This is a genomic window from Cronobacter sp. HA18003 (genome assembly GCF_011605905.1).
GTDB lineage: Bacteria > Pseudomonadota > Gammaproteobacteria > Enterobacterales > Enterobacteriaceae > Cronobacter > Cronobacter sakazakii.
Map to the genome: position 1 here is coordinate 1,782,706 of NZ_JAANQO010000011.1, position 26,112 is coordinate 1,808,817.

Here is a 26,112-nt window from a genome sequence, read left to right on the forward strand (position 1 = left end):
ACGGCGTCATCTGTGGTTCACATTCCCAGGGGGAAAACTTGCAGGGTAAAGCACTCCAGGATTTTGTCATTGATAAAATCGACGATCTTAAAGGCCAGGATATCATCGCCATTGATGTTAAAGGCAAATCCAGCATTACAGATTGTATGATTATCTGCACCGGCACCTCCAGCCGTCACGTGATGTCTATCGCCGATCATGTTGTTCAGGAGTCCCGCAAGGCGGGCATGATGCCGCTCGGCGTTGAAGGCGAAAACGCCGCCGACTGGATCGTCGTCGATCTCGGCGATGTGATTGTGCACGTCATGCAGGAAGAGAGCCGTCACCTGTATGAGCTGGAAAAGCTCTGGGGTTAAGGCGTGAAGCTTCAGCTGGTCGCCGTTGGCACAAAAATGCCCGACTGGGTGCAGACAGGTTTCAGCGAATATCTGCGCCGCTTCCCCAAAGATATGCCGTTCGAGCTCATTGAGATCCCGGCGGGGAAGCGTGGCAAAAACGCTGACATCAAACGCATTCTGGATAAAGAAGGCGAAATGATGCTGGCGGCGGCGGGGAAAAACCGCATCGTAACGCTCGATATTCCGGGGCGCCCGTGGGATACGCCGCAGCTGGCCCGCGAGCTTGAGCGCTGGAAGCAAGACGGCCGCGATGTGAGCCTGCTTATCGGCGGGCCGGAAGGGCTTTCCGATGCCTGCAAAGCGGCGGCGGAACAGAGCTGGTCGCTTTCCGCGCTCACCCTGCCCCATCCGCTGGTACGTGTGATTGTCGCGGAGAGTCTCTACCGCGCCTGGAGTATTACCACTAATCACCCGTATCATCGTGAATAACCACCACAGGTAAGTTAAGCAGCGGATGAAACTCAAGGATTCCTTTCGCGATTATACGGCTGAGTCCGCGCTCTTTGTGCGTCGGGCGCTGGTCGCTTTTGCCGGCATCCTGGTGCTGACCGGGATTCTGATCGTCAACCTCTATCACTTACAGATCCTGCGTTTTAACGACTATCAGACCCGCTCCAACGAAAACCGCATCAAACTGGTGCCGATCCCGCCAAGCCGCGGGATTATCTACGATCGTAACGGTACGCCGCTCGCTCTGAACCGCACTATCTACCAGATAGAAATGATGCCTGAAAAGGTAGACAGCGTGCAGGATACACTGGAGGCGCTGCGCTCGGTGGTCGATCTCAACGATGACGACATCGCGAACTTCAAAAAAGAGCGCGCGCGCTCGCACCGCTTTACGTCGATTCCCGTGAAAACCAACCTGACGGAAGTGCAGGTGGCGCGTTTCGCCGTGAATCAGTACCGCTTCCCGGGCGTGGAAGTCAAAGGCTATAAGCGTCGCTATTACCCTTACGGCGCGGCGCTGACGCACGTTATCGGCTATGTCTCGAAGATTAACGATAAAGATGTCGAACGCCTTGATAAAGACGGCAAGCTCGCCAACTACGCCGCCACGCACGATATCGGCAAGCTCGGCATTGAGCGCTACTACGAAGATGTCCTGCATGGCCAGACCGGTTATGAAGAGGTTGAAGTTAACAACCGCGGGCGCGTCATTCGCCAGCTGAAAGAAGTGCCGCCGCAGGCGGGCCACGACATCTACCTGACGCTCGATCTCAAGCTTCAAACCTATATCGAAACGCTGCTTCAGGGCAGCCGCGCCGCGGTGGTTGTCACCGATCCGCGTACCGGCGGTATTCTGGCGATGGTGTCGATGCCAAGCTACAACCCGAACCTGTTCGTGGATGGTATCTCCAGCAAAGATTACTCCGGCCTGCTGAACGACCCGAACACGCCGCTGATTAACCGCGCCACCCAGGGCGTCTACCCGCCGGCATCTACCGTGAAGCCGTATGTGGCGGTTTCCGCGTTAAGCGCGGGCGTTATTAACCGCAACACGTCGCTGTTCGACCCCGGCTGGTGGCAACTGCCTGGCTCCGAGAAGCGCTACCGCGACTGGAAAAAATGGGGCCACGGACGCCTTAACGTCACGAAATCACTGGAAGAATCTGCAGATACCTTCTTCTATCAGGTCGCTTACGACATGGGCATCGACCGGCTTTCTGAGTGGATGCGCAAGTTCGGCTACGGCAGCCTGACGGGTATCGATCTCTCCGAAGAGCGCTCCGGCAACATGCCGACGCGCGAATGGAAGATGAAACGCTTTAAAAAACCGTGGTATCAGGGCGATACCATTCCGGTCGGGATCGGCCAGGGCTACTGGACCGCCACGCCGGTACAGATGAACAAAGCCATGATGATCCTGATTAACGACGGCGTGGTCAAAGTACCGCACCTGCTGATGACGACGGTGGTTAACGGCCAGAAAGTGCCGTGGAAACAGCCGGAACAGCCGCCGGTCGGCGATATTCATTCAGGCTACTGGGAAATCGCCAAAGACGGCATGTATGGTGTCGCCAACCGCGCCAACGGCACCGGCCACAAATATTTCGCTGGCGCGCCGTATAAAATCGCCGCGAAATCCGGTACTGCGCAGGTCTTCGGACTGAAAGCCAACGAAACCTATAATGCGCACCGCATTGCTGAACGTCTGCGCGACCACAAGCTGATGACCGCCTTCGCGCCTTACGATAACCCGCAGGTGGCGGTGGCGATGATCCTGGAAAACGGCGGCGCGGGCCCGGCGGTGGGGACCATCATGCGTCAAATCCTCGACCACATTATGCTCGGGGACAATAACACCGAACTGCCGACGGAAAACCCCGCCACGGCGGCGGCGGAGGATCGATAAGATGACCGACAATCCGAATAAAAAGTCGCTGTGGGATAAAATCCACCTCGACCCAACCTTGATGCTGATAATCCTGGCGCTCTGCTTCTACAGCGCGATGGTAATCTGGAGCGCCAGCGGCCAGGATATCGGCATGATGGAGCGCAAAATCGGCCAGATTATGATGGGCCTGGTGATTATGATCGTGCTGGCGCAGATCCCGCCGCGCGTCTATGAAGGCTGGGCGCCCTATCTGTACATCGTCTGTATTATTTTGCTGGTCGCGGTGGACGCCTTCGGGGCGATATCCAAAGGGGCGCAGCGCTGGCTCGATCTTGGCGTGGTGCGTTTCCAGCCCTCAGAAATCGCTAAAATCGCCGTGCCGCTGATGGTGGCGCGCTTTATTAACCGCGACGTCTGCCCGCCAACGCTTAAAAATACCGGCATCGCGCTGGTGCTGATTTTCATGCCGACGCTGCTGGTGGCCGCGCAGCCTGACCTCGGCACCTCGATTCTTATCGCCGCCTCCGGCCTGTTTGTGCTGTTCCTCTCCGGCTTAAGCTGGCGTGTGATCGGCATCGCGGTGGTGCTTATCGCGGCGTTTATCCCCATTCTCTGGTTCTTCCTGATGCATGACTATCAGCGCCAGCGCGTCATGATGCTGCTGGATCCGGAGAGCGATCCGCTGGGCGCGGGCTATCATATTATTCAGTCGAAAATAGCTATCGGCTCAGGCGGCCTGCGTGGCAAGGGCTGGCTGCACGGCACCCAGTCGCAGCTGGAATTCCTGCCGGAACGCCATACCGACTTTATCTTCGCGGTTCTTGCTGAAGAACTGGGGCTTGTTGGCGTACTGGTGCTGCTGGCGCTCTATGTCCTGCTGATTATGCGCGGGCTGTGGATTGCCGCGCGGGCCCAGACGACCTTCGGGCGCGTCATGGCTGGCGGCCTGATGCTGATTCTGTTCGTTTATGTGTTTGTGAATATTGGTATGGTGAGTGGTATCTTACCGGTGGTGGGCGTTCCGCTGCCGCTGGTCAGCTACGGGGGCTCGGCCCTCATTGTACTCATGGCAGGGTTTGGCATCGTCATGTCGATCCATACCCACAGGAAAATGTTGTCGAAGAGCGTATAAGAGGTTCGCAATGCGTAAGCAGTGGATTGGCGTCTGCATCGCCGCAGGGTTATTAACCGCCTGCGGCGTCAATAACGAAGGGCAACAACAGGCGAGCGTAGCGCCACAGCAGCCGGTCTGCAACGGCCCCGTCGTTGAGATAAGCGGCGCGGAGCCTCGCTACGAACAGCTGAATCCTTCCGTAAACAGCGATTATGAGCGTGACGGTAAGCGCTACACCATCGTTCAGGATCTCTCGCGCTTCAGCCAGGCGGGCCTTGCCGCTATCTATGACGCGGAGCCAGACAGCAATCTGACCGCCTCGGGCGAGCCGTTCGACCCGATGCAACTCACCGCCGCGCACCCTACCCTGCCGGTGCCGAGCTACGCGCGCATTACTAACCTCGCCAACGGTCGCATGATTGTCGTGCGCATTAACGACCGCGGCCCTTACGGCAACGACCGCGTGATTTCGCTCTCCCGCGCGGCGGCGGATCGTCTGAATACCTCAAACAACACCAAAGTACGTATCGACCCGATTATTGTCGCGCCGGACGGGTCGCTCTCGGGGCCAGGTATGGCCTGTACGACGGTCGCGAAACAAACGTACGCGCTGCCGGCGCGTCCGGATTTAAGCGGCGGCCTCGGCAGCGTCTCTTCTGCCCCTCAGCCTGCCGCGCCGCAGGGCGATATTCGCCCGGTGAGCAACGATACGCTGCAAAGCGATGACGCCACCGGCGCGCCGGTGAAAAGCGGCGGCTTTTTAGGCGCGCCGACGACGCTGGCCTCGGGCGTGCTGGAAAGCGCAACGCCGGAAGCTACACCGCCTGCCGCCACGGCACAGCCGACCACTGACAGTACCGCCGCGCAACCCGCATCTGAACCCGCACAGCTTGCCGCGCCAGCTACCCGTAACGCGCCGGTAACCGCGCCAGGCTCCGTGCAGGGTAGCGTTGCACCTGCCGCCAGCGCTCCTGCGAGTGCGGCTGGTAATTACGTCGTCCAGGTTGGAGCCGTCAGCGACAGCGCGCGCGCCGCGCAGTGGCAGCAAAAGCTGAGCCAGCAGTTTTCCGTGCCAGGACGCGTCAGCCAGAACGGCGCGGTCTATCGCGTTCAGTTAGGGCCGTTCGCCAGCAAAACGCAGGCAGCCTCGCTCCAGCAGCGTTTGCAGAGCGAAGCCCAGGTACAATCGTTCATTACTGTCGCCCAATAATTGCAGGCCGGGCTGGCCTGCCGCTTTGTCAGTTACGGTAAAGACCGTTAACAAAGTCATGCGCAAAGTCGGATGCCAGCCCATAAGGCATTTGCTATAGTAAGGCACTTTTTTTCACTCATCACGGATGTCGTTGTTCAGACCATGAAGACCACTTTCTCCGTTCGTTTTATGCAGCGTCTCGCCGTTACCACGGCGCTTTCTGTCGCAGCCCTTTCCACCGCCGCCCATGCCGACGACCTCAATATCAAAACGATGATCCCAGGCGTGCCGCAGATCGACGCGGAAGCTTACATCCTCATCGATTACAACTCAGGGAAAGTGCTGGCGGAGCAGAACGCTGACGCGCGCCGCGATCCGGCGAGCCTGACCAAAATGATGACCAGCTACGTCATCGGTCAGGCGATGAAAGCAGGTAAATTTAAAGAGTCCGATCTGGTGACTATCGGCAATGACGCCTGGGCCACCGGCAACCCGGTCTTTAAAGGCTCATCCCTGATGTTCCTGAAGCCAGGCATGCAGGTGCCGGTCTCGCAGCTGATCCGCGGCATTAACCTGCAGTCCGGCAACGACGCCTGCGTGGCGATGGCCGATTACGTGGCGGGCAGCCAGGACGCGTTTGTGGGCCTGATGAACAGCTACGTCACCGCGCTTGGTCTGAAAAACACCCATTTCCAGACCGTACATGGTCTTGATGCGGATGGCCAGTACAGCTCGGCGCGCGACATGGCGCTGATTGGTCAGGCGCTGATCCGCGACGTGCCGAACGAATACTCTATTTATAAAGAGAAAGAGTTCACTTTTAACGGCATCCGCCAGACCAACCGTAACGGCCTGCTGTGGGATAACAGCCTGAACGTGGACGGCATTAAAACCGGCCACACCGATAAAGCGGGCTATAACCTGGTCGCGTCCGCTACCGAAGGCCAGATGCGCCTTATCTCCGCCGTGATGGGCGGTCGCACGTTCAAAGGCCGCGAAGCCGAAAGTAAAAAACTGCTCACCTGGGGCTTCCGCTTCTTCGAAACCGTGAACCCGCTGAAAGCCGGGAAAGAGTTTGCGTCTGAGCCGGCGTGGTTTGGCGATAACGACCGCGCCTCGTTGGGTGTGGATAAAGATATCTATCTGACCATCCCGCGCGGTCGCATGAAAGATCTGAAAGCGAGCTACGTGCTGAATACTTCCGAGCTGCACGCGCCGCTCGCGAAAAACCAGGTGGTCGGCACCATTAACTTCCAGCTGGACGGGAAAACCATTGAGCAGCGCCCGCTGGTCGTGCTGGAAGAGATTCAGGAAGGCAATTTCTTTGGTCGCATCATCGATTACATCAAGCTGATGTTCCACCACTGGTTTGGTTAATTACTGACCACTTGAAAGCCTGACTTTCATCCCCATATACTAAGCATCAATGCAACTCCCGCTTCGGCGGGAGTTATTATTTTTTGACGTAACGCTGGAGCTGACATGAAAACCAAACTTAACGAACTGCTTGAGTTCCCGACCCCCTTTACTTACAAAGTGATGGGCCTGGCGAAGCCTGAGTTGGTCGATCTGGTCGTCGAGGTAGTGCAGCGCCACGCTCCTGGCGACTACACGCCGCAGGTCAAACCGAGCAGCAAAGGTAATTACCACTCCGTTTCTATCACTATCAACGCGACGCATATCGAGCAGGTGGAAACGCTCTATGAAGAACTCGGTGATATCGACATCGTGCGTATGGTACTGTGATCCCCGTTACCCGGCCGCGTCCGGGTAACGTCTCTTCGTGATATACTCCCCGCACCTTCTCTCTTCGGAGACGCCGTTTTGCTTCAGGAAAAAATCATCGTTCGCCAGCTCGGGCTTCAACCTTATGAACCCGTTTCGCAGGCAATGCATCAGTTTACCGACGAACGCGTTGAAACCACCCCGGATGAGATCTGGCTGGTCGAGCATACCCCGGTTTTTACACAGGGGCAGGCCGGCAAGGCAGAGCATGTGCTGATGCCGGGCGACATTCCCGTCATCCAGAGCGATCGCGGTGGTCAGGTGACGTATCACGGGCCCGGACAGCAGGTGATGTATGTGATGTTAGATCTCAGACGCCGTAAGCTCGGCGTGCGTGAACTGGTCACGCTGCTGGAACAGACCGTGGTTAATACGCTTGCAGAGTGGGATATTAACGCCTACCCTCGGCCAGACGCGCCTGGCGTTTATGTCGACGGTAAAAAAATCTGTTCGCTGGGGCTGCGTATTCGTAAAGGCTGCTCGTTTCACGGGCTTGCACTTAATATTAATATGGATTTACGCCCGTTTTTACGAATTAATCCTTGCGGGTACGCCGGAATGGAAATGACGCAGGTTAGCGCCCTTTCTGCTGGCGCAAACCTCGAAGCGGTACAACCCCGACTGGTGCATCACTTTTTAGCGCTACTTAATAATCCCCCGGCGGAATATATCAGCGCTTAAGACTTTCCTTGTTCGCCGCCCTTCTTGTGGCGGCCTTTAATCGTTATGCAATTTGCCGCTTTACATTCCATAACGGATTATTTATTTTCTCTGCGCCTGAATAGATTTTCCTTAATCTCATCAATGGATTAACGGCACGAGAAGATAAGCGGGATTTATCTGAAAACGCCACCCGCCCCTATGCCGTCCATGTAAAGTCCTGTTCACTTTATGCGGGTAAGATCCCCGGAGCGTTTTATTGTCGGCTAAGGGACCTGTTCACAGTTATTATAAATAGAACCTCTCTATTATTTGATTTATCTATACAGTTGGAGCGTAGCGTGGAATTGAACCATCCCCCTGAAAAACCTTCAGCCAAACAGGAAGATGACAGTAGACCGCAAATATTCCAGACTCTGCGAAATATCGATCTAAATCTACTGACGATTTTCGAAGCCGTATACGTGCATAAAGGCATTGTAAACGCGGCAAGAGTACTGAACCTGACGCCATCGGCTATCAGCCAGTCTATTCAGAAACTGCGCCTGATATTTCCCGATCCGTTGTTTATTCGCAAAGGACAAGGAGTAACGCCGACTGCTTATGCGACTCATATGCATGAATATATCAGTCAGGGACTGGAATCTATTCTCGGCGCGCTGGATTTACAGGGCGAGCACGAAAAGCAGCGCACGATTACCATCGCTACGTCCGCCTCGCTGGGCGCCCTGGTGATCCCGCAGATTTATCAGCAGATTCGCGCAGTAAACCCGCACCTGCAAATTCGCAATGTCCCCCTGCAGGACACCGAAACCCAGTTGAGCCAGTTCCAGACCGATCTGGTGGTCGACAGTGGCTCGTGGTCCTCACGAACCCTTAGCACTCACCTGCTCTTTAAAGATCGCGTCGCGGTCGTGTGTCGTCGCGGACATCCGTGCTCTCGTACCGGCAAGCCGGTCACGTCTGACGACTTACAACAATGGGAGCACACTTTCATTATGCTACCGGGCGGAATGGTGAACGGCGTACGCAAGCAAATTAATACGCTACTGCCAGATCGAAACGTTTCGTTTAGTAGTTACAATATGGTGACGATTGCGTCTATCATCGGCAGCAGCGATTTAATCGGCTTTATGCCCGCACGAATATTCACGTTATTTAAAGACAGCTTTGGACTTATTGAAGTGGAAAGCGATGTCGTTATAAAAGAAACCATCGATATTTCATTACATTACAATAAATTCAGCCTGCGTGATCCTGTCGTGCAAAATGTGATTGAAGCGATAGTGGAGGGATTTAATCACCACGCCGTGTCGGCTGGCACATCGCTCTCATAACAGCAGCGGCTTAAGGGCACCAAATAACAACTATTTTACAAATTCTTTGTCGTTTCGGGTGCCCTCAGGCTGATTCTGTGTGTCAGTAATGTTATACTGCGTGCCGTTAATTCAAAAATAGTTGATAAATACAACACAAGCTTGAATTTAAACGCTTTCCTTCGTTATCCGCAACTGGAACACGCACGCTATGAGTAAACCCATTGTGATGGAACGCGGTGTGAAATACCGCGATGCCGATAAAATGGCCCTTATCCCGGTTAAGAATGTGGCGACAGAGCGGGAGGCTTTGTTAAGAAAGCCGGAGTGGATGAAAATCAAACTCCCTGCCGACTCTACCCGCATCCAGGGTATCAAAGCGGCGATGCGCAAAAATGGCCTCCACTCTGTCTGTGAAGAGGCCTCCTGCCCGAACCTTGCGGAGTGTTTCAACCACGGCACCGCGACCTTTATGATCCTCGGCGCTATCTGTACCCGTCGCTGCCCGTTCTGCGACGTGGCCCATGGTCGCCCGGTTGCCCCGGACGCCAACGAGCCGCAGAAGCTGGCGCAAACCATCGCCGATATGGCGCTGCGCTACGTGGTTATCACCTCGGTGGATCGCGACGACCTGCGTGATGGCGGTGCTCAGCATTTTGCTGACTGCATTACGGCTATTCGCGAAAAGAGCCCGTCTATTAAAATCGAGACGCTGGTACCTGATTTCCGTGGTCGTATGGACAGAGCGCTGGAGATCCTGACCGCGACGCCGCCGGATGTGTTCAACCACAACCTGGAAAACGTGCCGCGTCTTTATCGTCAGGTGCGTCCGGGCGCGGATTATAACTGGTCGCTGAAGCTGCTGGAGCGCTTTAAAGAAGCGCACCCGGAGATCCCGACTAAATCCGGTCTGATGGTTGGCCTGGGCGAGACCAACGCGGAAATCATCGAGGTAATGCGCGATCTGCGTGCGCACGGCGTGACCATGCTGACGCTCGGCCAGTACCTGCAACCGAGCCGCCACCACCTGCCGGTGCAGCGCTACGTAAGCCCGGACGAGTTTGAAGAGATGAAAGCGGAAGCGATGGCGATGGGCTTTACCCACGCCGCCTGCGGCCCGTTCGTTCGCTCTTCTTATCATGCCGATCTCCAGGCAAAAGGCGAAGAAGTCAAATAAACACGTAACAGCTTGTTACGATCGCAGCATCGCCCACAAAAAAACCGGCCTCTGATGAGCCGGTTTTTTTATGCCGCAAGGGCCGGAAATTATTCTTTATGAGAAAGGCGTTCTGCCGGCGCTTCGGACGCCGCAGGCGTTTTCGCGCCAGTGTCGTCGTCGTTCATCGCTTTCTTGAAGCCTTTAATCGCAGCACCCAGGTCTCCCCCAAGCGTACGCAGTTTTTTGGTACCAAACAGCAGAACAACCAGTGCGGCGATCACGAGCAGTTTGGTAATACTAATTTCACCCATACTTACCTTCTTAGAAAATCTGGCGCCAGACGGCGATGTCAAAGACCGCACTTATTAACGGTCATTTAAGCCCGACACACAATAGCAATCTGTAACGAGATGAATCAAGCGCTGGATAAAAAAACATCAAAATAATTGCGGGGCAGCGAAACGGCGATTTTTGAGCACCGGCAGCTGTTCGCGAACCTGCTCTACGCGATGCGCTGAAATCTCCGCAAAAATGAGATCCGGGCATTCACCCGCCGCCGCAATCGTCACGCCAAGCGGATCCACGACGCGGCTCTGACCAATATTACGGTTGCCGCACTCGCCGCTCGCCACCATATAGCAGGTGGTGTCCAGCGCGCGAGCTGCGAGCAGCGTGGCCCAGTGATGCTCTTTGAGCGGCCCGCGCACCCACGCGGCCGGGAGCGCCAGAACGTCCGCGCCCGCGAGCGCCAGGCTCAGCGCCATCTCCGGGAAGCGTAAGTCATAGCACGTCATCAGCCCGACCTTCATGCCTTCCACCTCAATCAACGGCGGCAGCGCGCTGCCCGTGTCCACCAGCCGCGACTCCTGCATCGCGAAGGCGTCATACAGATGTATCTTCTGATACTGCGCGATAATCTCGCCGCCGCGCAGCGCGATGAGCGTATTCGCCGCCCGGCCCTCACGGGTGGGAGTATGAATCGTCAGAAGCGTTGTCAGACGGTTTCTAGCGCTCTCCTCGCGCAACCGCTGCACGTAATCGCCATTGAGCGGCTGGGCCGATTTTACCGACATATCCGGGTCGCTGTCGCTACGCGCCAGCAGCGCCTCTGGGAGCACCAGCAATGCGGCATTCTGGCTGGCGGCATTCGCCATCAGCTCCACGCAGGTTCGCGCGTTCTGTTGCGCGTCAGGCGTCACTGCAAACTGTCCAACCGCTACTTTCATGTCACATCCCCCTTACGGTAGCCAGCGTGCCTGTGCTGACGGTAAACTATTCGCCTTGCAAATAACATTATGACAAACGCCCATGTTGAAAATCATGCTCGCAGTATTTCTCGGCGGCGGCACCGGCAGCGTATTGCGCTGGTGGCTTGGTCTGCGTCTGAACCCTGTGCATCACGCGATTCCCGTTGGTACGCTGACTGCCAACCTTGCCGGAGCGTTTATCATCGGCGCGGGGCTGGCGTGGTTTAACCGTATGACACATCTGGACCCGATGTGGAAGCTGCTTGTCACCACCGGCCTGTGCGGCGGCCTGACGACCTTCTCGACCTTCTCCGCAGAAGTGGTGTTTTTACTGCAGGAAGGGCGCATCGGCTGGGCGGGGCTGAACGTGGCGCTAAATCTGTTTGGCTCGTTTATGATGACGGCGCTCGCATTCTGGCTTTTTTCTTCCCTCAGCGTGCGCTAAGCGACGCCTCGTTAATGTTAGCTTAATTTTTCTCTGCCACTATCGGCCTGTCGTCTGTGTCGGGAGGGGCTTATGAAAGCGCAAATGATGAGCGGTCTGGCCGTGTTGTTCAGTATTCTGGTCGTCGCCTTTTTTCTGAAAAGCTTTCTGTTTTACTGAGAAAAAGTAAAACGACAGGCATAAAAAAACCCGCTGAATCAGCGGGTTTTGAAATTCTTGCTGTATGTAATTACAGAGCGATTACGTTAGCAGCAGAAGGGCCTTTGGCACCGTTAGTGATTTCGAACTCTACACGCTGACCTTCAGCCAGAGTTTTGAAACCATTGCTCTGGATCGCAGAGAAGTGTACGAACACGTCTTTGCTGCCATCTTCCGGAGTAATGAAACCGAATCCTTTGGATTCATTAAACCACTTAACGTTACCTTTAATCTTAGACATCAAAATTACCTTTACATGAAAAATCGACACAAATGCTGTGTCGGATATCAGTACATCAATTGTGGTGGCTTTTGTCCAGTCGAACTTTTAGAAAAAGTGATAAAAGTCGCGAACTTTTTTTGCCGTTGGGCTTGCGAGCCTTGTTTTCTCTGGCTTAGCGCATTTTCTTATGACTGAAAATATTTTGCGCTTAAAACTGCAAGCGCAGCCAGGCGAAGTAAACGTTTCCGTTGTTGTAGGTGCCGGGGATGTACGTCATCTGGAATGTCGCCGGTCCGTAACCCACCGACGCCAGCGGCAGCACCAGCGGAATCGGGATATAGTCCCAGTTATCACGCGCCGTTACGCCCACGGTGTAACCCAGCCCCACATGGAACGCGTCGTCAGTCAGCGGGCGCCACGTCGCTTCCCAGCCGTAACCGGCGATAGGCTCCCATTTGTTGTAGGAGTCTTTAAAGGCCATCACATACAGGCCATGCCAGTTGCCTTTTTCATCCCAGCGCGATTTACCCATACCCGCGCCCCAAGGACGTTCGTTATAGCGATCGGTTTTCTCTTTGTCATACGCGAACCGCGCATGCCAGGTGATGGCCGGCACATAGAGATCGACATGCTGCGGCTCGTTCCAGGTTTCGGCGATATTATCGCCAAGCACAGAAGCCCAGGCTTTTACGGTGCGTGGCGCTTCCAGCGCCGAGGCATTCAGGGGAAATAATATCTGGCAGAAAAAGATAAGGATTGTCAGAAAGGATTTGTTAACTACGGTCACGTCTTAATTACCACTGTTAGTATGAAGTCATATTCTGGGCGATCCTGCCTCAATGAAGACTTAACCGACTGCCAGTTAATTCCTAAAGCGAGCCCACACGCCTCTGTCAGGCGTTTTTTTCAGACCCTTCTCCCCTGCCCCACCGCGCTGAAAACGTATTAACCCCTATTGCGAAATAATGCGCGTCAATAACCACGCCCTGTGCCGCCCCCTAACGTAAATTCCGTCCATCCTGCGCTTTCACGCCATTCTCTTTGCACTAACAGCATCGCGCTTCCATGCAAGCCATTAATTTAAAATACATTTATTTATCTGAATTTCATCTTTCTGGTAAGCAGAAGGTTTATTGATGTGTATCAGATAACGCTCAGAGTAATTCAGGCACATTCCCCCACAGCTTGCCTGCGCCACGCGCCTGACGTCGCCGGGTTATTTTTGCAGTCGCTTAACAGAGGCAATTATGGGAACAATTCTGGAACTCCTCACGGGAGCGGTGGTTATTGTGGGGGTCGCGCGTTATATCATTAAAGGTTATTCCGCCACGGGCGTACTCTTTGTTGGCGGTATTACCCTGTTAATAATTAGCGCGCTAATGGGTCACGCCATATTGCCCGCCAAAGAAACGAGTACCGGTTACGCTATCAGCGATATTTTTGAATATATTAAAATTCTGCTGATGAGCCGCGGCGGCGATCTCGGCATGATGATTATGATGCTGTGTGGTTTCGCGGCGTATATGACGCATACCGGTGCCAACGATATGGTGGTCAAGCTCGCCTCCCGCCCGCTGCGTTATATCAATTCACCTTATTTACTGATGATTGCCGCCTATTTCGTCGCCTGCCTGATGTCGCTTGCCGTCTCGTCCGCGACCGGCCTTGGCGTGTTGCTGATGGCGACGCTGTTCCCGGTCATGGTCAATGTCGGTATCAGCCGCGGCGCGGCGGCGGCCATATGCGCCTCTCCGGCGGCGATTATTCTCTCCCCGACATCCGGAGATGTGGTGCTGGCCGCGCAGGCCTCTGAAATGCCGCTCATCAATTTTGCGTTTAAAACCACACTGCCGATTTCCATCGCGGCCATTATCTGCATGGCTGTCGCCCACTTCTTCTGGCAGCGCTTTCTGGATAAAAAAGAGCACATCTATCACGAAACGCTGGAGGTAAAAGAAATCACCACCAGCGCGCCCGCTTTTTACGCGATTCTGCCGTTCAGCCCGATCATTGGCGTGCTGATTTTCGACGGCAAATGGGGGCCGCAGCTGCATATCATCACCATTCTGGTGATCTGCATGGTGCTGACCGCCGTGATTGAATTTATCCGCAGCTTTAACAGTAAAATGGTGTTTGCCGGGCTGGAAGTGGCGTACCGCGGCATGGCGGACGCGTTTGCAGGCGTGGTGATCCTGCTGGTGGCCGCCGGCGTTTTCGCTCAAGGGCTCAGCGCGATAGGCTTTATCCAGAGCCTTATCTCTATCGCCACCTCGTTTGGCTCGGCCAGCATTATCCTGATGCTGGTGCTGGTCACGCTCACTATGCTTGCAGCGATGACGACCGGCTCCGGCAACGCGCCGTTTTACGCCTTCGTTGAGATGATCCCAAAACTCGCGCACAGCGCCGGGGTGAATCCGGCTTATCTGACGATCCCGATGCTGCAGGCGTCCAACCTGGGACGCACCATTTCACCGGTTTCCGGCGTGGTGGTGGCGGTCGCCGGGATGGCGAAAATCTCACCGTTTGAAGTCGTTAAACGCACCTCGGTGCCGGTGCTGGTTGGATTAATCGTCGTGATCCTGGCGACGCAACTGCTGGTTGCGGCATAATCTGCTGTCCTTAAGCGGAATCTGTCCGAAAAGCGCCCTCGTGGCGCTTTTTTTATGGTTAAATGACACACCCTTGTGATTTATCCCGTCGATTTCGGACCCATACTATGGTTAACAGGAAAGTTTTACTCGCCGCAGGCGCGCTGCTGGCGATGGCGGCGACAACGGCGAGCGCGCAGCCGCTGGAAGCGAAGCAGTATGGCGATTTCGATCGCTACGTGCTGGCGCTCTCATGGCAAACCGGCTTTTGCCAGAGCATGCATGAGCGGCAGCGCGATGAGCCTGCCGAGTGCGCGCTGCAAAAAGAAGAAGACGATAAACGCAATTACCTGACGGTGCATGGTCTGTGGCCGGGGCTGCCGAAATCCATCGCTTTACGCGGCGTCGATGAAAAACGCTGGATGCGTTTTGGCTGCGCCACCCGCCCCATCCCGAATATGCCGCTCGCCCGCGCCGATAAAAAATGCCAGGCGGCGGAAACCGGCCTGTCGCTGGAGACTGCCGAGAAGCTCAGCGAGACCATGCCGGGCGCTGGCGGTGACTCCTGCCTTGAGCGTTATGAATACGCCAAGCATGGCGTCTGCTTCGGATTCGACCCGGACGCCTATTTCGGCACGATGGTGCGTATGAACAATGAAGTGAAGCAGAGCCCAATCGGCGCGTTTCTTGCCGCTAACTACGGTAAAGCGGTCAGCCGCCAGGCGTTCGATACCGCCGTCGCTAAAGCGTTTGGCCGCCAGAACGTGCGGGCGGTAAAACTCACCTGTAACGGCAATCCGGCTTATCTCACCGAGATGCAGATTTCACTGAATGCCGCGAAGATCAACGAGCCGCTTACCGCCGATTCTTTTGCGCCGCAGCCGCATCCGGGTAACTGCGGTAAAAACTTTATTCTCGATAACGTTGGATACTGATCAACTACGCGGGCGCAATCACTCGTTGCGCTCGCGCCATTCGCGGATCATCTCCGCCGTCACCTCACGTTTATAGCAGATGGGTGAATACCCTCCGGCCCGGCTCCAGGCGCTGCGCCCGCCGCAGGCACGGCCATTACGCATCGCGTTATAGGGACACGGACAGTTGCCGGAATAATTGTCTATCGATTCCTGGATAATTTGTTCTTTGACTTGATCGTCGCTGAGCGCCGCCATGGCGGGTGCCGCATACCACACGGCGAGCAGCGCCAGCGCTGCTATACCTGTTTTACGAATCATCATTTGCGTCCATGTAAAAAAAATCACGCCATTGTGGCGCGATCTGTCTCGCAAAAAAGACTGTTACGTCACAGGTTTTGACGCCTCACGACGTCAGTTTATAAACCCGTGTCTCCCAGGCGCGTAACCGGTGCGGCTCCTGCGTCTCGTCAAGGTTCGCCAGCACGCAGAACGCGCCGTTGAGCGACAGCGCTGCGGCGTCCCACTCCGCCGCTTTGCCGGAAAAATTACACAACACCACCAGTTGTTCATCGCCCAGCACGCGGCGGTAGGCATAGATCTGCTCGTGATCGTTAAGCACCGTCTCGTAGCGCCCGTAAATCAGCGCCGGCTCGCGTTTTCGCAGGTGGATCATCCGCCGGTAAAAATTGAGCACCGAATGCGGATCGTGCTGCTGGCTTTCGACGTTGATCATCTCGTAATTCGGGTTCACCTTCAGCCAGGGTTCATGGGTGCTGAAGCCCGCATACGGCGACGCGTCCCACTGCATCGGCGTGCGGGAGTTATCGCGCCCGGTGCGCGTCAGGAATTCGACAATCTCCTCCTCGCGCATTCCCTGATCCCGCAAATCGCGCGCTTTGTTATGGGCCGAGACGTCGTCAAAATCGTCCAGGCTCGCAAAGCGCGTATTGGTCATGCCGATCTCCTGGCCCTGATAGATAAACGGCGTGCCCTGCATGAGAAAATACATTGCCGCGATGCAGGTCGCGCTTTCGCGCCAGTGATGCTCGGTATCGCCCCAGCGCGAGACCACGCGCGTCACGTCATGGTTTTCCACATAGAGCGCATTCCAGCCTTTGCCTTCCAGCGCCTGCTGCCAGGCGGTGAAAATGTTGCGCAGCACGGCGGGCGTCGGGCGCAGGCCCGCCTGCGGCTCCCAGAGCCGGACATGCTCAAACTGAAACACCATATTCAGCCGCCCGCGGTTTTCGCCCACCCACTCTTCCGCGTGGGCGGCGTCCAGCCCGTTCATCTCGCCCACCGTGACGATGTCGTAATGGTTAAAGACGTTGCGGCAGATGTCGTCCACATAGTCGAGCAGGCCGTCGTAATTAAGGTGCGACACCATCGACGGCGCATAGGGCAGTTTTTCGGGGTTCGGCACGTCGCTTAACGTCGACTCCTTTTTCATGTGCGCGATGGCGTCGATGCGAAAGCCGTCGATGCCTTTATCCAGCCACCAGCGCATCATGTCGTAGACGGCGGCGCGCATCTCGTGGTTTTCCCAGTTGAGATCGGGCTGGCGGCTGCTGAACAGATGCATGAAATACTGACCGGTCACGTCATCCCGCTTCCAGGCCGAGCCGCTGAAAATCGATTCCCAGTTATTCGGCTCCGCCCCGTTTTTGCCGTCGCGCCAGATATACCAGTCGCGTTTGGGGTTCTCTTTCGAGGAGCGCGATTCAAGAAACCACGGATGTTCGTCGGACGTGTGGTTCACCACCAGGTCGAGGATCAGCCGCATGCCGCGCTGATGCACGCCCTCCAGCAGCCGGTCGAAATCGGCCATCGTGCCAAATTCCGCCATGATCCCCTGATAGTCGCTGATGTCATAACCGTTATCGTCGTTGGGCGACGGGTACATCGGGCAGATCCAGATAAGATCGATACCTAAATCTTTCAGGTAATCGAGCTTTTCGATAATCCCGTTGAGATCGCCAATGCCGTCGCCGTTGCTGTCTTTAAAGCTGCGCGGATAAATCTGGTAGGCCGTTGCCTCTTTCCACCAGCGGCCTTTTACCTGCGTCGGTGCTTCACTCATTACCCCTCCTGATGAATTAACAGCGCAAAAGATTCATAAGGTTGCAGCTCCAGGCTCACCGCCAGCTGGTCACGCGGCGCATAGTTACTGATAAGGCATTCGCCGTGCCACGCCTGCATCGCTTCCGGAATGGGCAACGTAATGGCGTTGCCAAAAAAGTTATTTATCACCAGCAGCGTGTCGCCCTCGTAGCGGCGCACCCAGGCGAACACTTCCGGGTGCTCGGCAAACAGCATCTGATAATCGCCATACACCAGAATCGGATACTGTTTACGCAGCGCCACCAGCTTTTGATAGTGCCAGAGAATGGAATCAGGCTCGGCCAGCGCCTGCGCCACGTTAATCTCGCGGTAATTGGGGTTAACGCCGAGCCACGGCATGCCGGTGGTAAATCCGCCATTCGGGCTGTCATCCCACTGCATCGGCGTGCGGGCGTTGTCGCGGCCGTTGGCGTAGATACCGGTCATCATCTCGTCATGGGTCAGGCCGCCTGCAATCAGTTCCCGGTAAAAATTGAGGCTCTCAATGTCGCGATACTCTTCAATCGTGGAGTAACGCACGTTGGTCATACCGATCTCCTCGCCCTGATAGATATAGGGCGTGCCGCGCAGGCAGTGGAGCGCGGTGGCGAGCATTTTCGCCGAGACCTCACGAAACTCGCCGTCATTACCAAATTTCGACACCGCGCGCGGCAGGTCATGATTACTCCAGAACAGCGAGTTCCAGCCGCGGTCGGCCAGCGCCGTCTGCCACTTATCAATCACCGCCTTAAAGCGCGGCAGTTCGAACGGTCTGCTGCGCCACTTGCCCGCTTTTTCATCCCAGGTCTGTTTAATATGTTCAAACTGAAACACCATCGAGAGTTCCCGGCGTTCCGGGTCGCTGTAGAGCAGCGCGTCTTCCGGCGTGGCGCTCCAGGCTTCGCCCACGGTCAGCGAATCGCGCGGGCCGAACGTCGCCTCGTTCATCTGACGCAGCAGCACATGCAGATGCTTGCCATTCGCCATAATCTGCCGGTCGACCTCTTTGCCGATTAAATCGATAACGTCCATGCGGAAACCGCCGATGCCTTTGTCCAGCCAGCGGTTCATCATCGCGTGGATCTCCTCCTGCACGCGCGGGTTTTCCCAGTTGAGATCCGGCTGGCGCACCGAAAACTGGTGCAGATAATATTCACCGCTCGCCGCGTCATACGCCCAGCCGCTGCCGCCAAAATGCGAGCGGTAATCATTCGGCGGGCCGCCGTCCGGCGCCGGTTTGCGCCAGATATAGAAATCGCGGTATGGGTTATCTTTGCCCTTTTTCGCCTCGATAAACCACGGATGCTCGTCAGAGGTATGGTTCACCACCAGATCCATCAGGATATAGATATCGCGCGCCTTCGCTTCCTGGATCAGCTGTTCCATTTCCGCCATCGTGCCGAACTCCGCGGCGATATCGTCGTAGTCGGAGATATCGTAGCCATTGTCGTCCATTGGCGATTTGTAGACCGGCGAGAGCCAGATAAGGTTGATGCCAAGCTGTTGCAGATAGTCGAGCTTGCTGATAATGCCTGCCAGATCGCCCACGCCGTCGCCGTTGGCGTCCATAAAGCTGCGCGGGTAGATCTGATAGACCACCGCGTTGTGCCACCACTTCTTGTCGATTGCTTTCATCACGCTCCCTTAATGCTGGGTTTTCGGGCCGCTTAAGCGCGCAAACGCGTTGCCCGCGCTGTCAAAAAGGTAACAGTGTTCCACTGGCAGTTTCAGCCCCAGATGATGCTCCGGCCGGACTTCCAGCCTCTCAGTATGGCGCATGACCAGCGGTTCTGCGCCATAACCGCCGTTCACATAAACCAGGGTTTCATTGCCCATATGCTCAACGAATAACACTTCGCCCTCCACGTCTGCTTTCGCAAGCGCCATGACCTCCACATGCTCCGGGCGAATGCCAAGCTGCACCGTGTCGCCCTCCTGCCCGGCGGCGGCCTGCACTGGCAGCGTCAGGCGCAGGCCGTTTTCCAGCTCCACCTCGCAGGCGTGCTCCATCACGCGGAGCATTTTGCCGGGAATGAGGTTCATTTTCGGCGAGCCGATAAACTGCGCGACAAACACGTTGGCCGGGGTGTCGTAAAGCTCAAGCGGTGTACCGACCTGTTCAATCTGGCCCTGGTTTAACACAACGATGCGGTCGGCGAGCGTCATCGCCTCCACCTGATCGTGGGTCACATACAGAATGGTGGCGTGAATACGCCTGTGCAGCGCCGCTATCTCCATGCGCATCTGCACGCGCAGCGAGGCGTCGAGGTTAGAGAGCGGTTCGTCGAAGAGAAACAGGCTCGGCTCGCGCACAATCGCGCGGCCTATGGCCACGCGCTGGCGCTGGCCGCCGGAGAGATCTTTCGGGCGGCGATCCAGCAGATGCTCCAGCTGTAAAATCCGCGCGCTTTCGCGCACCCGCTCGTCAATCTCCTTCTCGGGCACCTTCGCCATTTCAAGCGCGAACGCCATATTCTGGTAGACCGTCATATGCGGATAGAGCGCATAGGACTGAAACACCATGCCGATGCCGCGCTCGGATGGCGAATCGTCGTTAACCCGCAGGTCATCGATATACATATCGCCGTCGGTTATCTCCTCAAGCCCGGCGACCAGGCGCAGCAGCGTCGATTTGCCGCAGCCGGACGGGCCAACCACCACCACAAATTCGCCGCTGTTGATCTGTAAATCGAGCGGCTTAATCACTTCGGCATGGGTGCCGTAGCGTTTCTGGACTTTCTCTAAACGAAGTTGCGCCATGATTTACCCCTTAATCGCCCCGCTGGTCAGCCCGCTGACGATGCGTTTCTGGAAGATAAGCACCAGAACAATAATGGGCAGCGTCACCACCACCGACGCGGCCATAATGCTGCCCCAGGGCAGCTCGTAGCTCGACGCGCCGCTGAACATGCTAATGGCGACCGGCACGGTGCGTTTGTCGCCGGAAATAATAAACGTCAGCGCGAACATGAATTCATTCCAGGCCCCGATAAACGCCAGCAGCCCGGTGGTCACCAGCGCAGGTGCCAGCACCGGCGCAAAGACGCGGCGAATAATGGTGCCCGTTTTCGCGCCATCAACGATCGCCGCCTCTTCCAGCTCCACCGGGATCGACTTCATAAACGTCGTCAGCACCCAGACGGTGAACGGCAGCGAAAACGTGGTGTAGGAGATAACCAGCGCACCGAGCGAATCGTAAAGCCCGAGAAAGCGCACCAGTTCAAACATGCCCGTCAGCACCGCCACCTGCGGAAACATCGAGACGCAGAGAATGGTAAAGAGCAGAACGCGACGCCCGCGAAACGGCACGCGCGCCAGCGCAAAGGCGGCCGTCACCGACACCAGCAGACACAACCCCACCGTTACCACCGCCACCAGCACGGAGTTCAGCAAACTGCGGGCGATGCCGTTATCCACCAGCGCCACCACATAGTTATCCCAGTGCCAGCTGTCCGGGAAATAGGCGGGCGTAAACAGCTCCTGGCCCGCGCGCAGCGAGCTGATAATGGCGTAATAGAAAGGAAAAACGCAGAACAGACAGGCCATCAGCGCGCCGATATAAATCACCGCTTTATGCCCCATCCTGCGTTGCCAGCGCGTGGTTTTCATCAGCTTTTCTCCTTGTCGTTTAAGCGCGCGACGCGGATAAAGCAGGCCGCGATGCCCGCCACCATCATAAAGACCAGCACCGAGGCCGCGGAGCCCATGCCCATGTCCTGATAAGAGACGATCTGTTCGCGGGCGTAGCCGGAAATCGACATCGTCGCTTCGCTGTTGGAGGTCAGCACGTAGATGAGATCGAAGATACGCATCGAATCCATCACACGGAAAATCAGCGCCACCACCAGCGCGGGCATAATCAGCGGCAGCGTGATGCGCCTAAAGCGCTGCCAGGGGCTGGCACCGTCCACTTTCGCGGCCTCGTAAAGATCCGCCGGAATCAGCTGTAGCGCCGCCAGCAGCATCAGCGCCATAAACGGCGTGGTTTTCCAGACGTCGGCGATCACCACCGCCCACATGGAGAGCGACGGCTCGGCAATCCACGCGAGATGCGACGGCAGCCCGATTTTGCCGAGCAGATCGTTCACCACGCCGTATTGGTCATGGAACATCCAGCCCCACATTTTGGCGCTGACAATCGTCGGGATCGCCCACGGGATGAGAATGGCGGTGCGCACCAGCCCCTGCCCGCGGAATTTCTCGTTCATCAGCAGCGCCAGCAGCATACCGAGCAGCAGCTCCAGCGCCACCGAGGTGAACGTGAACCAGAGTGTGTTGCCGACCGCCTGCCACCAGAGCGGGTCGCTCAGCACGCCGATGCTCACACCATCCTTGCGCGCAAAGTAGTTCGCGATACCCACCATCTGGTAATCCTGGGGCGCGTCGAGCATGGCGTTGGTGAAGCTAAACCAGATGGTGCGAACCAGCGGCCAGCCCGCTGCCAGCGCCAGCAGGAGCAGCGAGGGTAATACCAGACCCCACGCCACGCGCCGACGGCGCTGATGCCAGGAGGCGTTGTGCCGCCGGGGAGACGGCGGCGTAAGGCTATCGGATTTCATAGGCGCTCCGTTGAGTATGTTGACGGACACGATGGGGTTGCCCCTCATCCCGACGAGCGAGTCTCGGGGTTAACGCCGCACGGCGGGTGCGCTCCGCTTACCCGCCCTACAAAAACCTGTTTCGAGTTCGTAGGGCGGGTAAGCAAAGCGCACCCGCCATAGGGGCCAGGTTTGTTATTGCCAGGAGGCACCCGCCAGCCACAATGTCATCCAGCGCTTACCGCCAGCCAGCCCCCTTCGCGCGGGTCAGACGCTTTTGCAAATCTTCCGTCGCTTTCTTGCCATCCTGTTTGCCGTTCAGCACGCTAAACGTCACGTTGAAAATGGCATTCGACACGCGCGGATACTGCGCTTTGGTCACCGTCGCCGGGCGCGGCACCGCCTGGGCGAAAATATCGCGGAACTGCGTCAGCTCCGGCGCAACGGCCAGCACATCTTTGTTCTCATAGAGCGCAACGCGGGTCGGCGCATGGCCGAGCATTTTCAGGCGTGTGATTTGCGAATCGTCATCGCTTAAGATTTTCAGCAGCGCGATGGCGGCCTCCGGGTTTTTGGTGTTAGCGTTTATCGACCACTGCCAGCCGCCGAGCGTCGTCGCCTGACGCCCTTCCGGCCCGGCGGGAAGCTGCATCACGCCCACTTTGCCTTTGAGCGGGCTGTCATCGGCCTGTGACAGCTGCCAGACATAGGGCCAGTTGCGCATAAACAGCGCGTCGCCGTTCTGGAACACGGTGCGCGACTCTTCCTCTTTGTAGCCCAGCACGCCCTTCGGCGTAATCTTGCCCATCCAGCCGCGCGCCATATCCAGCGCCTGCGCCGCTTTCGGGTTATTAATGGTCACGTTCCCTTTTTCATCGACAAACGTGCCGCCGCCGTAAGCATCGATCCACTCCAGCGCGTTACAGGTCAGCCCTTCATAAGATTTGCCCTGGAAGATGTACCCCCAGAAATTCTTATGCCCCGCCTTGCGCTCTTCGGCCTGAATTTTCGTGGCGATGCGCGTCATCTCGTCCCACGTTTTTGGCGGCTGCTCTTTATATTTCTCCAATAAATCTTTGCGATAGAACAGCACGCCGGTGTCGATATACGACGGCACCGCTTTCAGGCGTCCGTTGACGGTGTTGTTTTTCCATGGGCCGGGGAAAAAGTCTTTTTCCATGCCGCCCATCGCGTCGGTGAGATCGAGCGTCTGCTTATCCAGCAGGCCTATCCAGATGGTGTCGGACTGAAACACATCCACCGCTTTTTCATCTTTAGCGGCGAAGAGTTGTTGCAGCAGCGCCAGCTTTTCATCAGAGGCCGCCGGGAACTCGATAAACTCCAGCTGATTGCCGGTCTGCTTCTCGAAGCGTTCTTTGATGTACTGGCAATACTGTTTGCCACCGGGCGACACGGGGCACTCCATGCGCAGGGTATCGGCAAACGCCAGTGAGCTTGCGCCCGCCAGCGCGACGGTCAGAAAAGTGAAGGTGAGCTTTTTCATGATGTCCTCTTATGCACTGAACAGGGTGCGGAGGCGTTGCGCCGCCGCCCACAGCGCGATGTACGGCAAATCATCACGATCCTAAGCTAGTTAACGTTATGGAATAGCGGCAACTTTGCGGCGACTTCACAACAAAAAAGCTGGATATCGCCAACAAATCTGGTGATTTTGTGAAAAAAACGCATCGGAAAATTTGACAGATCCGCGAGGCGATATATGCAACCGCAAGCGAGAAGCCCGCGTCGCGCGGGAGTTTGACGGTGATCTCAAAATGTTAATAAATATGACAGACCCTGTTTACAAGCCGCCACATGTTATCGGTATCATGTTACCGGTATCAGTGAGAAAACCGCCGACCAGGCTACGGTTTCACTGTACCCATGTTGAGGATAATAACGATGACAGAAACCACTTTCGCTTATAGCGCCGGTACGCTGCTTGGCATTGCTGCCGGTGCCGTCGTACTGCTGCTGGTACTTATCATGCGCTTTAAAGTGCATGCTTTTCTTGCGCTTACCCTGGTCAGTATCGTGGTGGCGCTGTTGACCAAAGTGCCGTTTGATAAAGTCGTGCCTACGCTACTGACCGGTTTTGGCAGTACGCTTGCGGGCGTTGCGCTGCTGGTGGGTATCGGCGCGATGATTGGTCGTCTGCTGGAAGTGTCCGGCGGCGCGAAAGTGCTGGCCGATACGCTGATTAACAAATTCGGTGAACACCGCGCGCCCTTCGCGCTCGGCGTCGCCTCGCTGCTGTTTGGCTTCCCTATCTTCTTTGACGCGGGTCTTGTCGTCATGCTGCCGATTATCTTCAGCGTGGCGAAACGCTTTGGCGGCTCGACGCTGAAATACGCCTTCCCGGCGGCGGGCGCGTTTGCGGCCATGCATGCGCTGGTGCCGCCGCATCCGGGCCCGGTTGCCGCGAGCGAACTGCTGGGGGCGAATATTGGTCTGCTGGTGATTGTCGGGCTGATCATCGCGATCCCGACCTGGTATTTTGGCGGCTATCTGTATGGTCAGTACGCCGGTAAAAAATTCGATATTAAGCTGCCCTCTTCTTTCCTTGGCGAAGTGGAGGCCGATCCGACGCACCGCCCGCCGTCATTCGGCATGGTGATCACTATCCTGCTGCTGCCGCTGCTGCTGATTTTCCTCGATACCGGCCTCAATACCGCCAAAGTGCTGGGCTGGGTCAGCGCCGATAACAGCGTGGCGAACTTCCTGCGTATGCTCGGTAAAACCCCGGTCGCGCTGCTGATCACCGTCTTTTTCGCACTGATGGTGTTCAGCCGCAACCACAGCCGCCAGCATCTGGAAAAAATCTGCGACGGCGCGCTTGGCCCTATCTGCGGCATCATTCTGGTGACCGGCGCAGGCGGCATGTTCGGCGGCGTGCTGCGCGCCAGCGGCATCGGCGACGCGCTGGCGGGCGTGCTCTCAGACACCGGCATGCCGGTGATTCTCGCGGCGTTTGTTATCTCCACCGCGCTGCGCGTAGCGCAGGGCTCGGCGACGGTCGCGCTGACGACCACCGCCGCGCTGGTCGCGCCGATGGTGCAGGCGACGCCGGGCTTAAGCCAGTTTGACCTTTGCTTTATTGTTATCGCCATCGCGGGCGGCGCGACGGTGCTCTCACACGTCAACGACTCCGGTTTCTGGCTGGTGGGCCGTTTCCTTGAAATGGACGAGAAAACCACGCTGAAAACTTGGACCGTGATGGAAACCCTGCTGGGTACCATCGCCTTCCTGCTGGCAGCCGTGGGGAGCATTCTGCTTTAAGCCCCGTTTCGTGAGCTGGCTCACTTCAAACGGCGCGCAAGGCTGAGTATCATCCCCTGACGCGGACCCTCATCGTTTTGACGGTGAGGGTTTTTCTTTGGACGCTTGTTAGCGGCGAAACGCCGCCTGATTCAATGACATGGAGTAAGAAATGTCCCGACCTGCCCTTATCATCAACGAACTCGATGCTGAACGTCTCGACAGCCTGCTTGAGCAGCCGGCGTTCGCGCGTCTGCCGGTGGCTGACGCGCTGAACGATGAGCTGGATCGCGCCCGGATGGTTAGCCCGCAGGCGATGCCGGAAGATGTGGTGACAATGAACAGCCGGGTGAAATTCCGCGATCTGGCGAGCGGCGAAACTTACGAGCGCCTGCTGGTCTATCCGCAAAATGCGGGCAGCAGCCCGGAAGCGCTGTCAGTCATGGCACCGGTGGGCGCGGCGCTGCTTGGCCTGCGCGTGGGCGATGCCATTCGCTGGCCGCTGCCGGACGGTAGCGAAACGCATATCGAAGTGCTTGAGTTGCTCTACCAGCCGGAAGCGGCGGGCGAATACCGCCTTTAACCGCCCGTCTGCGGCAAAAAATAAGAGGATGCCAGGGCATCCTCTTTCTGTTT

Annotated in this window: 26 protein-coding genes; 15 read left to right on the plus strand and 11 right to left on the minus strand. The window is 56.7% G+C overall.

All coding sequences use genetic code 11. The annotated features are described in order from the left end of the window. The first annotated feature begins 38 nt into the window (after positions 1–38). The 10 genes from rsfS to lipA all read left to right on the plus strand — a co-directional run bounded on the left by rsfS (position 39) and on the right by lipA (position 9,980). Positions 39–356 (plus strand): ribosome silencing factor, encoded by a 318-nt coding sequence (gene rsfS / locus G6041_RS09550; protein ID WP_004387204.1) that lies wholly within the window; start codon positions 39–41, stop codon positions 354–356. Between the two features lie 3 nt (positions 357–359). Next, positions 360–827 (plus strand): 23S rRNA (pseudouridine(1915)-N(3))-methyltransferase RlmH, encoded by a 468-nt coding sequence (gene rlmH / locus G6041_RS09555; protein WP_012125372.1) that lies wholly within the window; start codon positions 360–362, stop codon positions 825–827. Between the two features lie 25 nt (positions 828–852). Next, on the plus strand, positions 853–2,754 hold the full coding sequence (mrdA, locus tag G6041_RS09560) for a peptidoglycan DD-transpeptidase MrdA (RefSeq protein ID WP_004387206.1): 1,902 nt from the start codon (positions 853–855) through the stop codon (positions 2,752–2,754). 1 nt (position 2,755) lies between these two features. Next, positions 2,756–3,868: a peptidoglycan glycosyltransferase MrdB gene (gene mrdB / locus G6041_RS09565; RefSeq protein WP_007848231.1), complete on the plus strand. Its 1,113-nt coding sequence runs from the start codon at positions 2,756–2,758 to the stop codon at positions 3,866–3,868. Between the two features lie 10 nt (positions 3,869–3,878). Beyond that, entirely contained in the window at positions 3,879–5,060 is a 1,182-nt protein-coding gene (gene rlpA / locus G6041_RS09570; RefSeq protein WP_007902785.1) for an endolytic peptidoglycan transglycosylase RlpA, read from the plus strand. A gap of 144 nt (positions 5,061–5,204) precedes the next feature. After that, positions 5,205–6,419, plus strand: a complete 1,215-nt coding sequence (gene dacA / locus G6041_RS09575; RefSeq protein WP_004387209.1) for a D-alanyl-D-alanine carboxypeptidase DacA — start codon at positions 5,205–5,207, stop codon at positions 6,417–6,419. A 105-nt stretch (positions 6,420–6,524) separates the two neighbouring features. Beyond that, positions 6,525–6,788 (plus strand): DUF493 family protein YbeD, encoded by a 264-nt coding sequence (ybeD, locus tag G6041_RS09580; protein ID WP_004387210.1) that lies wholly within the window; start codon positions 6,525–6,527, stop codon positions 6,786–6,788. A gap of 78 nt (positions 6,789–6,866) precedes the next feature. Further along, a complete protein-coding gene (gene lipB, locus G6041_RS09585; protein ID WP_007848221.1) occupies positions 6,867–7,508 on the plus strand; it encodes a lipoyl(octanoyl) transferase LipB in 642 nt (213 codons plus the stop codon). 320 nt (positions 7,509–7,828) lie between these two features. After that, positions 7,829–8,824 (plus strand): YbeF family transcriptional regulator, encoded by a 996-nt coding sequence (locus G6041_RS09590; protein WP_032990161.1) that lies wholly within the window; start codon positions 7,829–7,831, stop codon positions 8,822–8,824. Between the two features lie 190 nt (positions 8,825–9,014). Next, on the plus strand, positions 9,015–9,980 hold the full coding sequence (lipA, locus tag G6041_RS09595) for a lipoyl synthase (protein ID WP_004387213.1): 966 nt from the start codon (positions 9,015–9,017) through the stop codon (positions 9,978–9,980). A gap of 89 nt (positions 9,981–10,069) precedes the next feature. Here the strand turns inward: lipA and tatE are convergent, their stop codons facing one another. Further along, positions 10,070–10,273, minus strand: a complete 204-nt coding sequence (tatE, locus tag G6041_RS09600) for a twin-arginine translocase subunit TatE (protein WP_007865585.1) — start codon at positions 10,271–10,273, stop codon at positions 10,070–10,072. A gap of 126 nt (positions 10,274–10,399) precedes the next feature. Beyond that, complete coding sequence (locus G6041_RS09605; RefSeq protein ID WP_012125376.1) at positions 10,400–11,188, minus strand: deaminated glutathione amidase; 789 nt, start codon at positions 11,186–11,188, stop codon at positions 10,400–10,402. 82 nt (positions 11,189–11,270) lie between these two features. On the opposite strand from G6041_RS09605, the gene crcB reads away from it, so the two are divergent. Further along, a complete protein-coding gene (gene crcB / locus G6041_RS09610; protein WP_012125377.1) occupies positions 11,271–11,654 on the plus strand; it encodes a fluoride efflux transporter CrcB in 384 nt (127 codons plus the stop codon). A gap of 229 nt (positions 11,655–11,883) precedes the next feature. On the opposite strand, the gene cspE is transcribed toward crcB, so the two are convergent. Then, entirely contained in the window at positions 11,884–12,093 is a 210-nt protein-coding gene (gene cspE, locus G6041_RS09615; RefSeq protein ID WP_002439184.1) for a transcription antiterminator/RNA stability regulator CspE, read from the minus strand. Positions 12,094–12,283: 190 nt separating this feature from the next. Next, on the minus strand, positions 12,284–12,862 hold the full coding sequence (gene pagP / locus G6041_RS09620; protein ID WP_007865575.1) for a lipid IV(A) palmitoyltransferase PagP: 579 nt from the start codon (positions 12,860–12,862) through the stop codon (positions 12,284–12,286). A 460-nt stretch (positions 12,863–13,322) separates the two neighbouring features. Here pagP and dcuC point away from each other — a divergent pair, with 460 nt between their 5' ends. Continuing rightward, on the plus strand, positions 13,323–14,684 hold the full coding sequence (gene dcuC, locus G6041_RS09625) for an anaerobic C4-dicarboxylate transporter DcuC (protein ID WP_012125378.1): 1,362 nt from the start codon (positions 13,323–13,325) through the stop codon (positions 14,682–14,684). Between the two features lie 107 nt (positions 14,685–14,791). Beyond that, complete coding sequence (rna, locus tag G6041_RS09630) at positions 14,792–15,598, plus strand: ribonuclease I (protein ID WP_012125379.1); 807 nt, start codon at positions 14,792–14,794, stop codon at positions 15,596–15,598. A gap of 18 nt (positions 15,599–15,616) precedes the next feature. On the opposite strand, the gene G6041_RS09635 is transcribed toward rna, so the two are convergent. From G6041_RS09635 to G6041_RS09665, 7 genes are all read right to left on the minus strand, one after another. Next, positions 15,617–15,901 carry a hypothetical protein gene (locus G6041_RS09635; RefSeq protein WP_012125380.1) on the minus strand — a complete coding sequence of 95 codons (285 nt, stop codon included), beginning with the start codon at positions 15,899–15,901 and terminating at the stop codon, positions 15,617–15,619. Positions 15,902–15,983: 82 nt separating this feature from the next. Continuing rightward, positions 15,984–17,660 (minus strand): glycoside hydrolase family 13 protein, encoded by a 1,677-nt coding sequence (locus G6041_RS09640; protein WP_012125381.1) that lies wholly within the window; start codon positions 17,658–17,660, stop codon positions 15,984–15,986. After that, positions 17,660–19,315: a glycoside hydrolase family 13 protein gene (locus G6041_RS09645; protein ID WP_012125382.1), complete on the minus strand. Its 1,656-nt coding sequence runs from the start codon at positions 19,313–19,315 to the stop codon at positions 17,660–17,662. The genes G6041_RS09640 and G6041_RS09645 overlap by 1 nt, the downstream gene beginning before the upstream one ends. A 9-nt stretch (positions 19,316–19,324) precedes the next feature. Then, positions 19,325–20,440 (minus strand): ABC transporter ATP-binding protein, encoded by a 1,116-nt coding sequence (locus tag G6041_RS09650; protein WP_007865553.1) that lies wholly within the window; start codon positions 20,438–20,440, stop codon positions 19,325–19,327. 3 nt (positions 20,441–20,443) lie between these two features. Then, positions 20,444–21,289, minus strand: coding sequence for a carbohydrate ABC transporter permease (locus G6041_RS09655; protein ID WP_007865552.1), 846 nt, complete (start codon positions 21,287–21,289; stop codon positions 20,444–20,446). Next, positions 21,289–22,239 carry a carbohydrate ABC transporter permease gene (locus tag G6041_RS09660; protein WP_041460575.1) on the minus strand — a complete coding sequence of 317 codons (951 nt, stop codon included), beginning with the start codon at positions 22,237–22,239 and terminating at the stop codon, positions 21,289–21,291. The genes G6041_RS09655 and G6041_RS09660 overlap by 1 nt, the downstream gene beginning before the upstream one ends. A 217-nt stretch (positions 22,240–22,456) precedes the next feature. Beyond that, on the minus strand, positions 22,457–23,722 hold the full coding sequence (locus G6041_RS09665; protein ID WP_012125384.1) for an ABC transporter substrate-binding protein: 1,266 nt from the start codon (positions 23,720–23,722) through the stop codon (positions 22,457–22,459). Between the two features lie 398 nt (positions 23,723–24,120). On the opposite strand from G6041_RS09665, the gene G6041_RS09670 reads away from it, so the two are divergent. After that, a complete protein-coding gene (locus tag G6041_RS09670; RefSeq protein WP_041460576.1) occupies positions 24,121–25,497 on the plus strand; it encodes a GntP family permease in 1,377 nt (458 codons plus the stop codon). A gap of 151 nt (positions 25,498–25,648) precedes the next feature. Next, the gene (gene rnk, locus G6041_RS09675; RefSeq protein WP_004387228.1) at positions 25,649–26,059 is read left to right on the plus strand and encodes a nucleoside diphosphate kinase regulator; all 411 of its coding nucleotides are present in this window, start codon (positions 25,649–25,651) and stop codon (positions 26,057–26,059) included. The last annotated feature ends 53 nt before the right edge of the window (positions 26,060–26,112 follow it).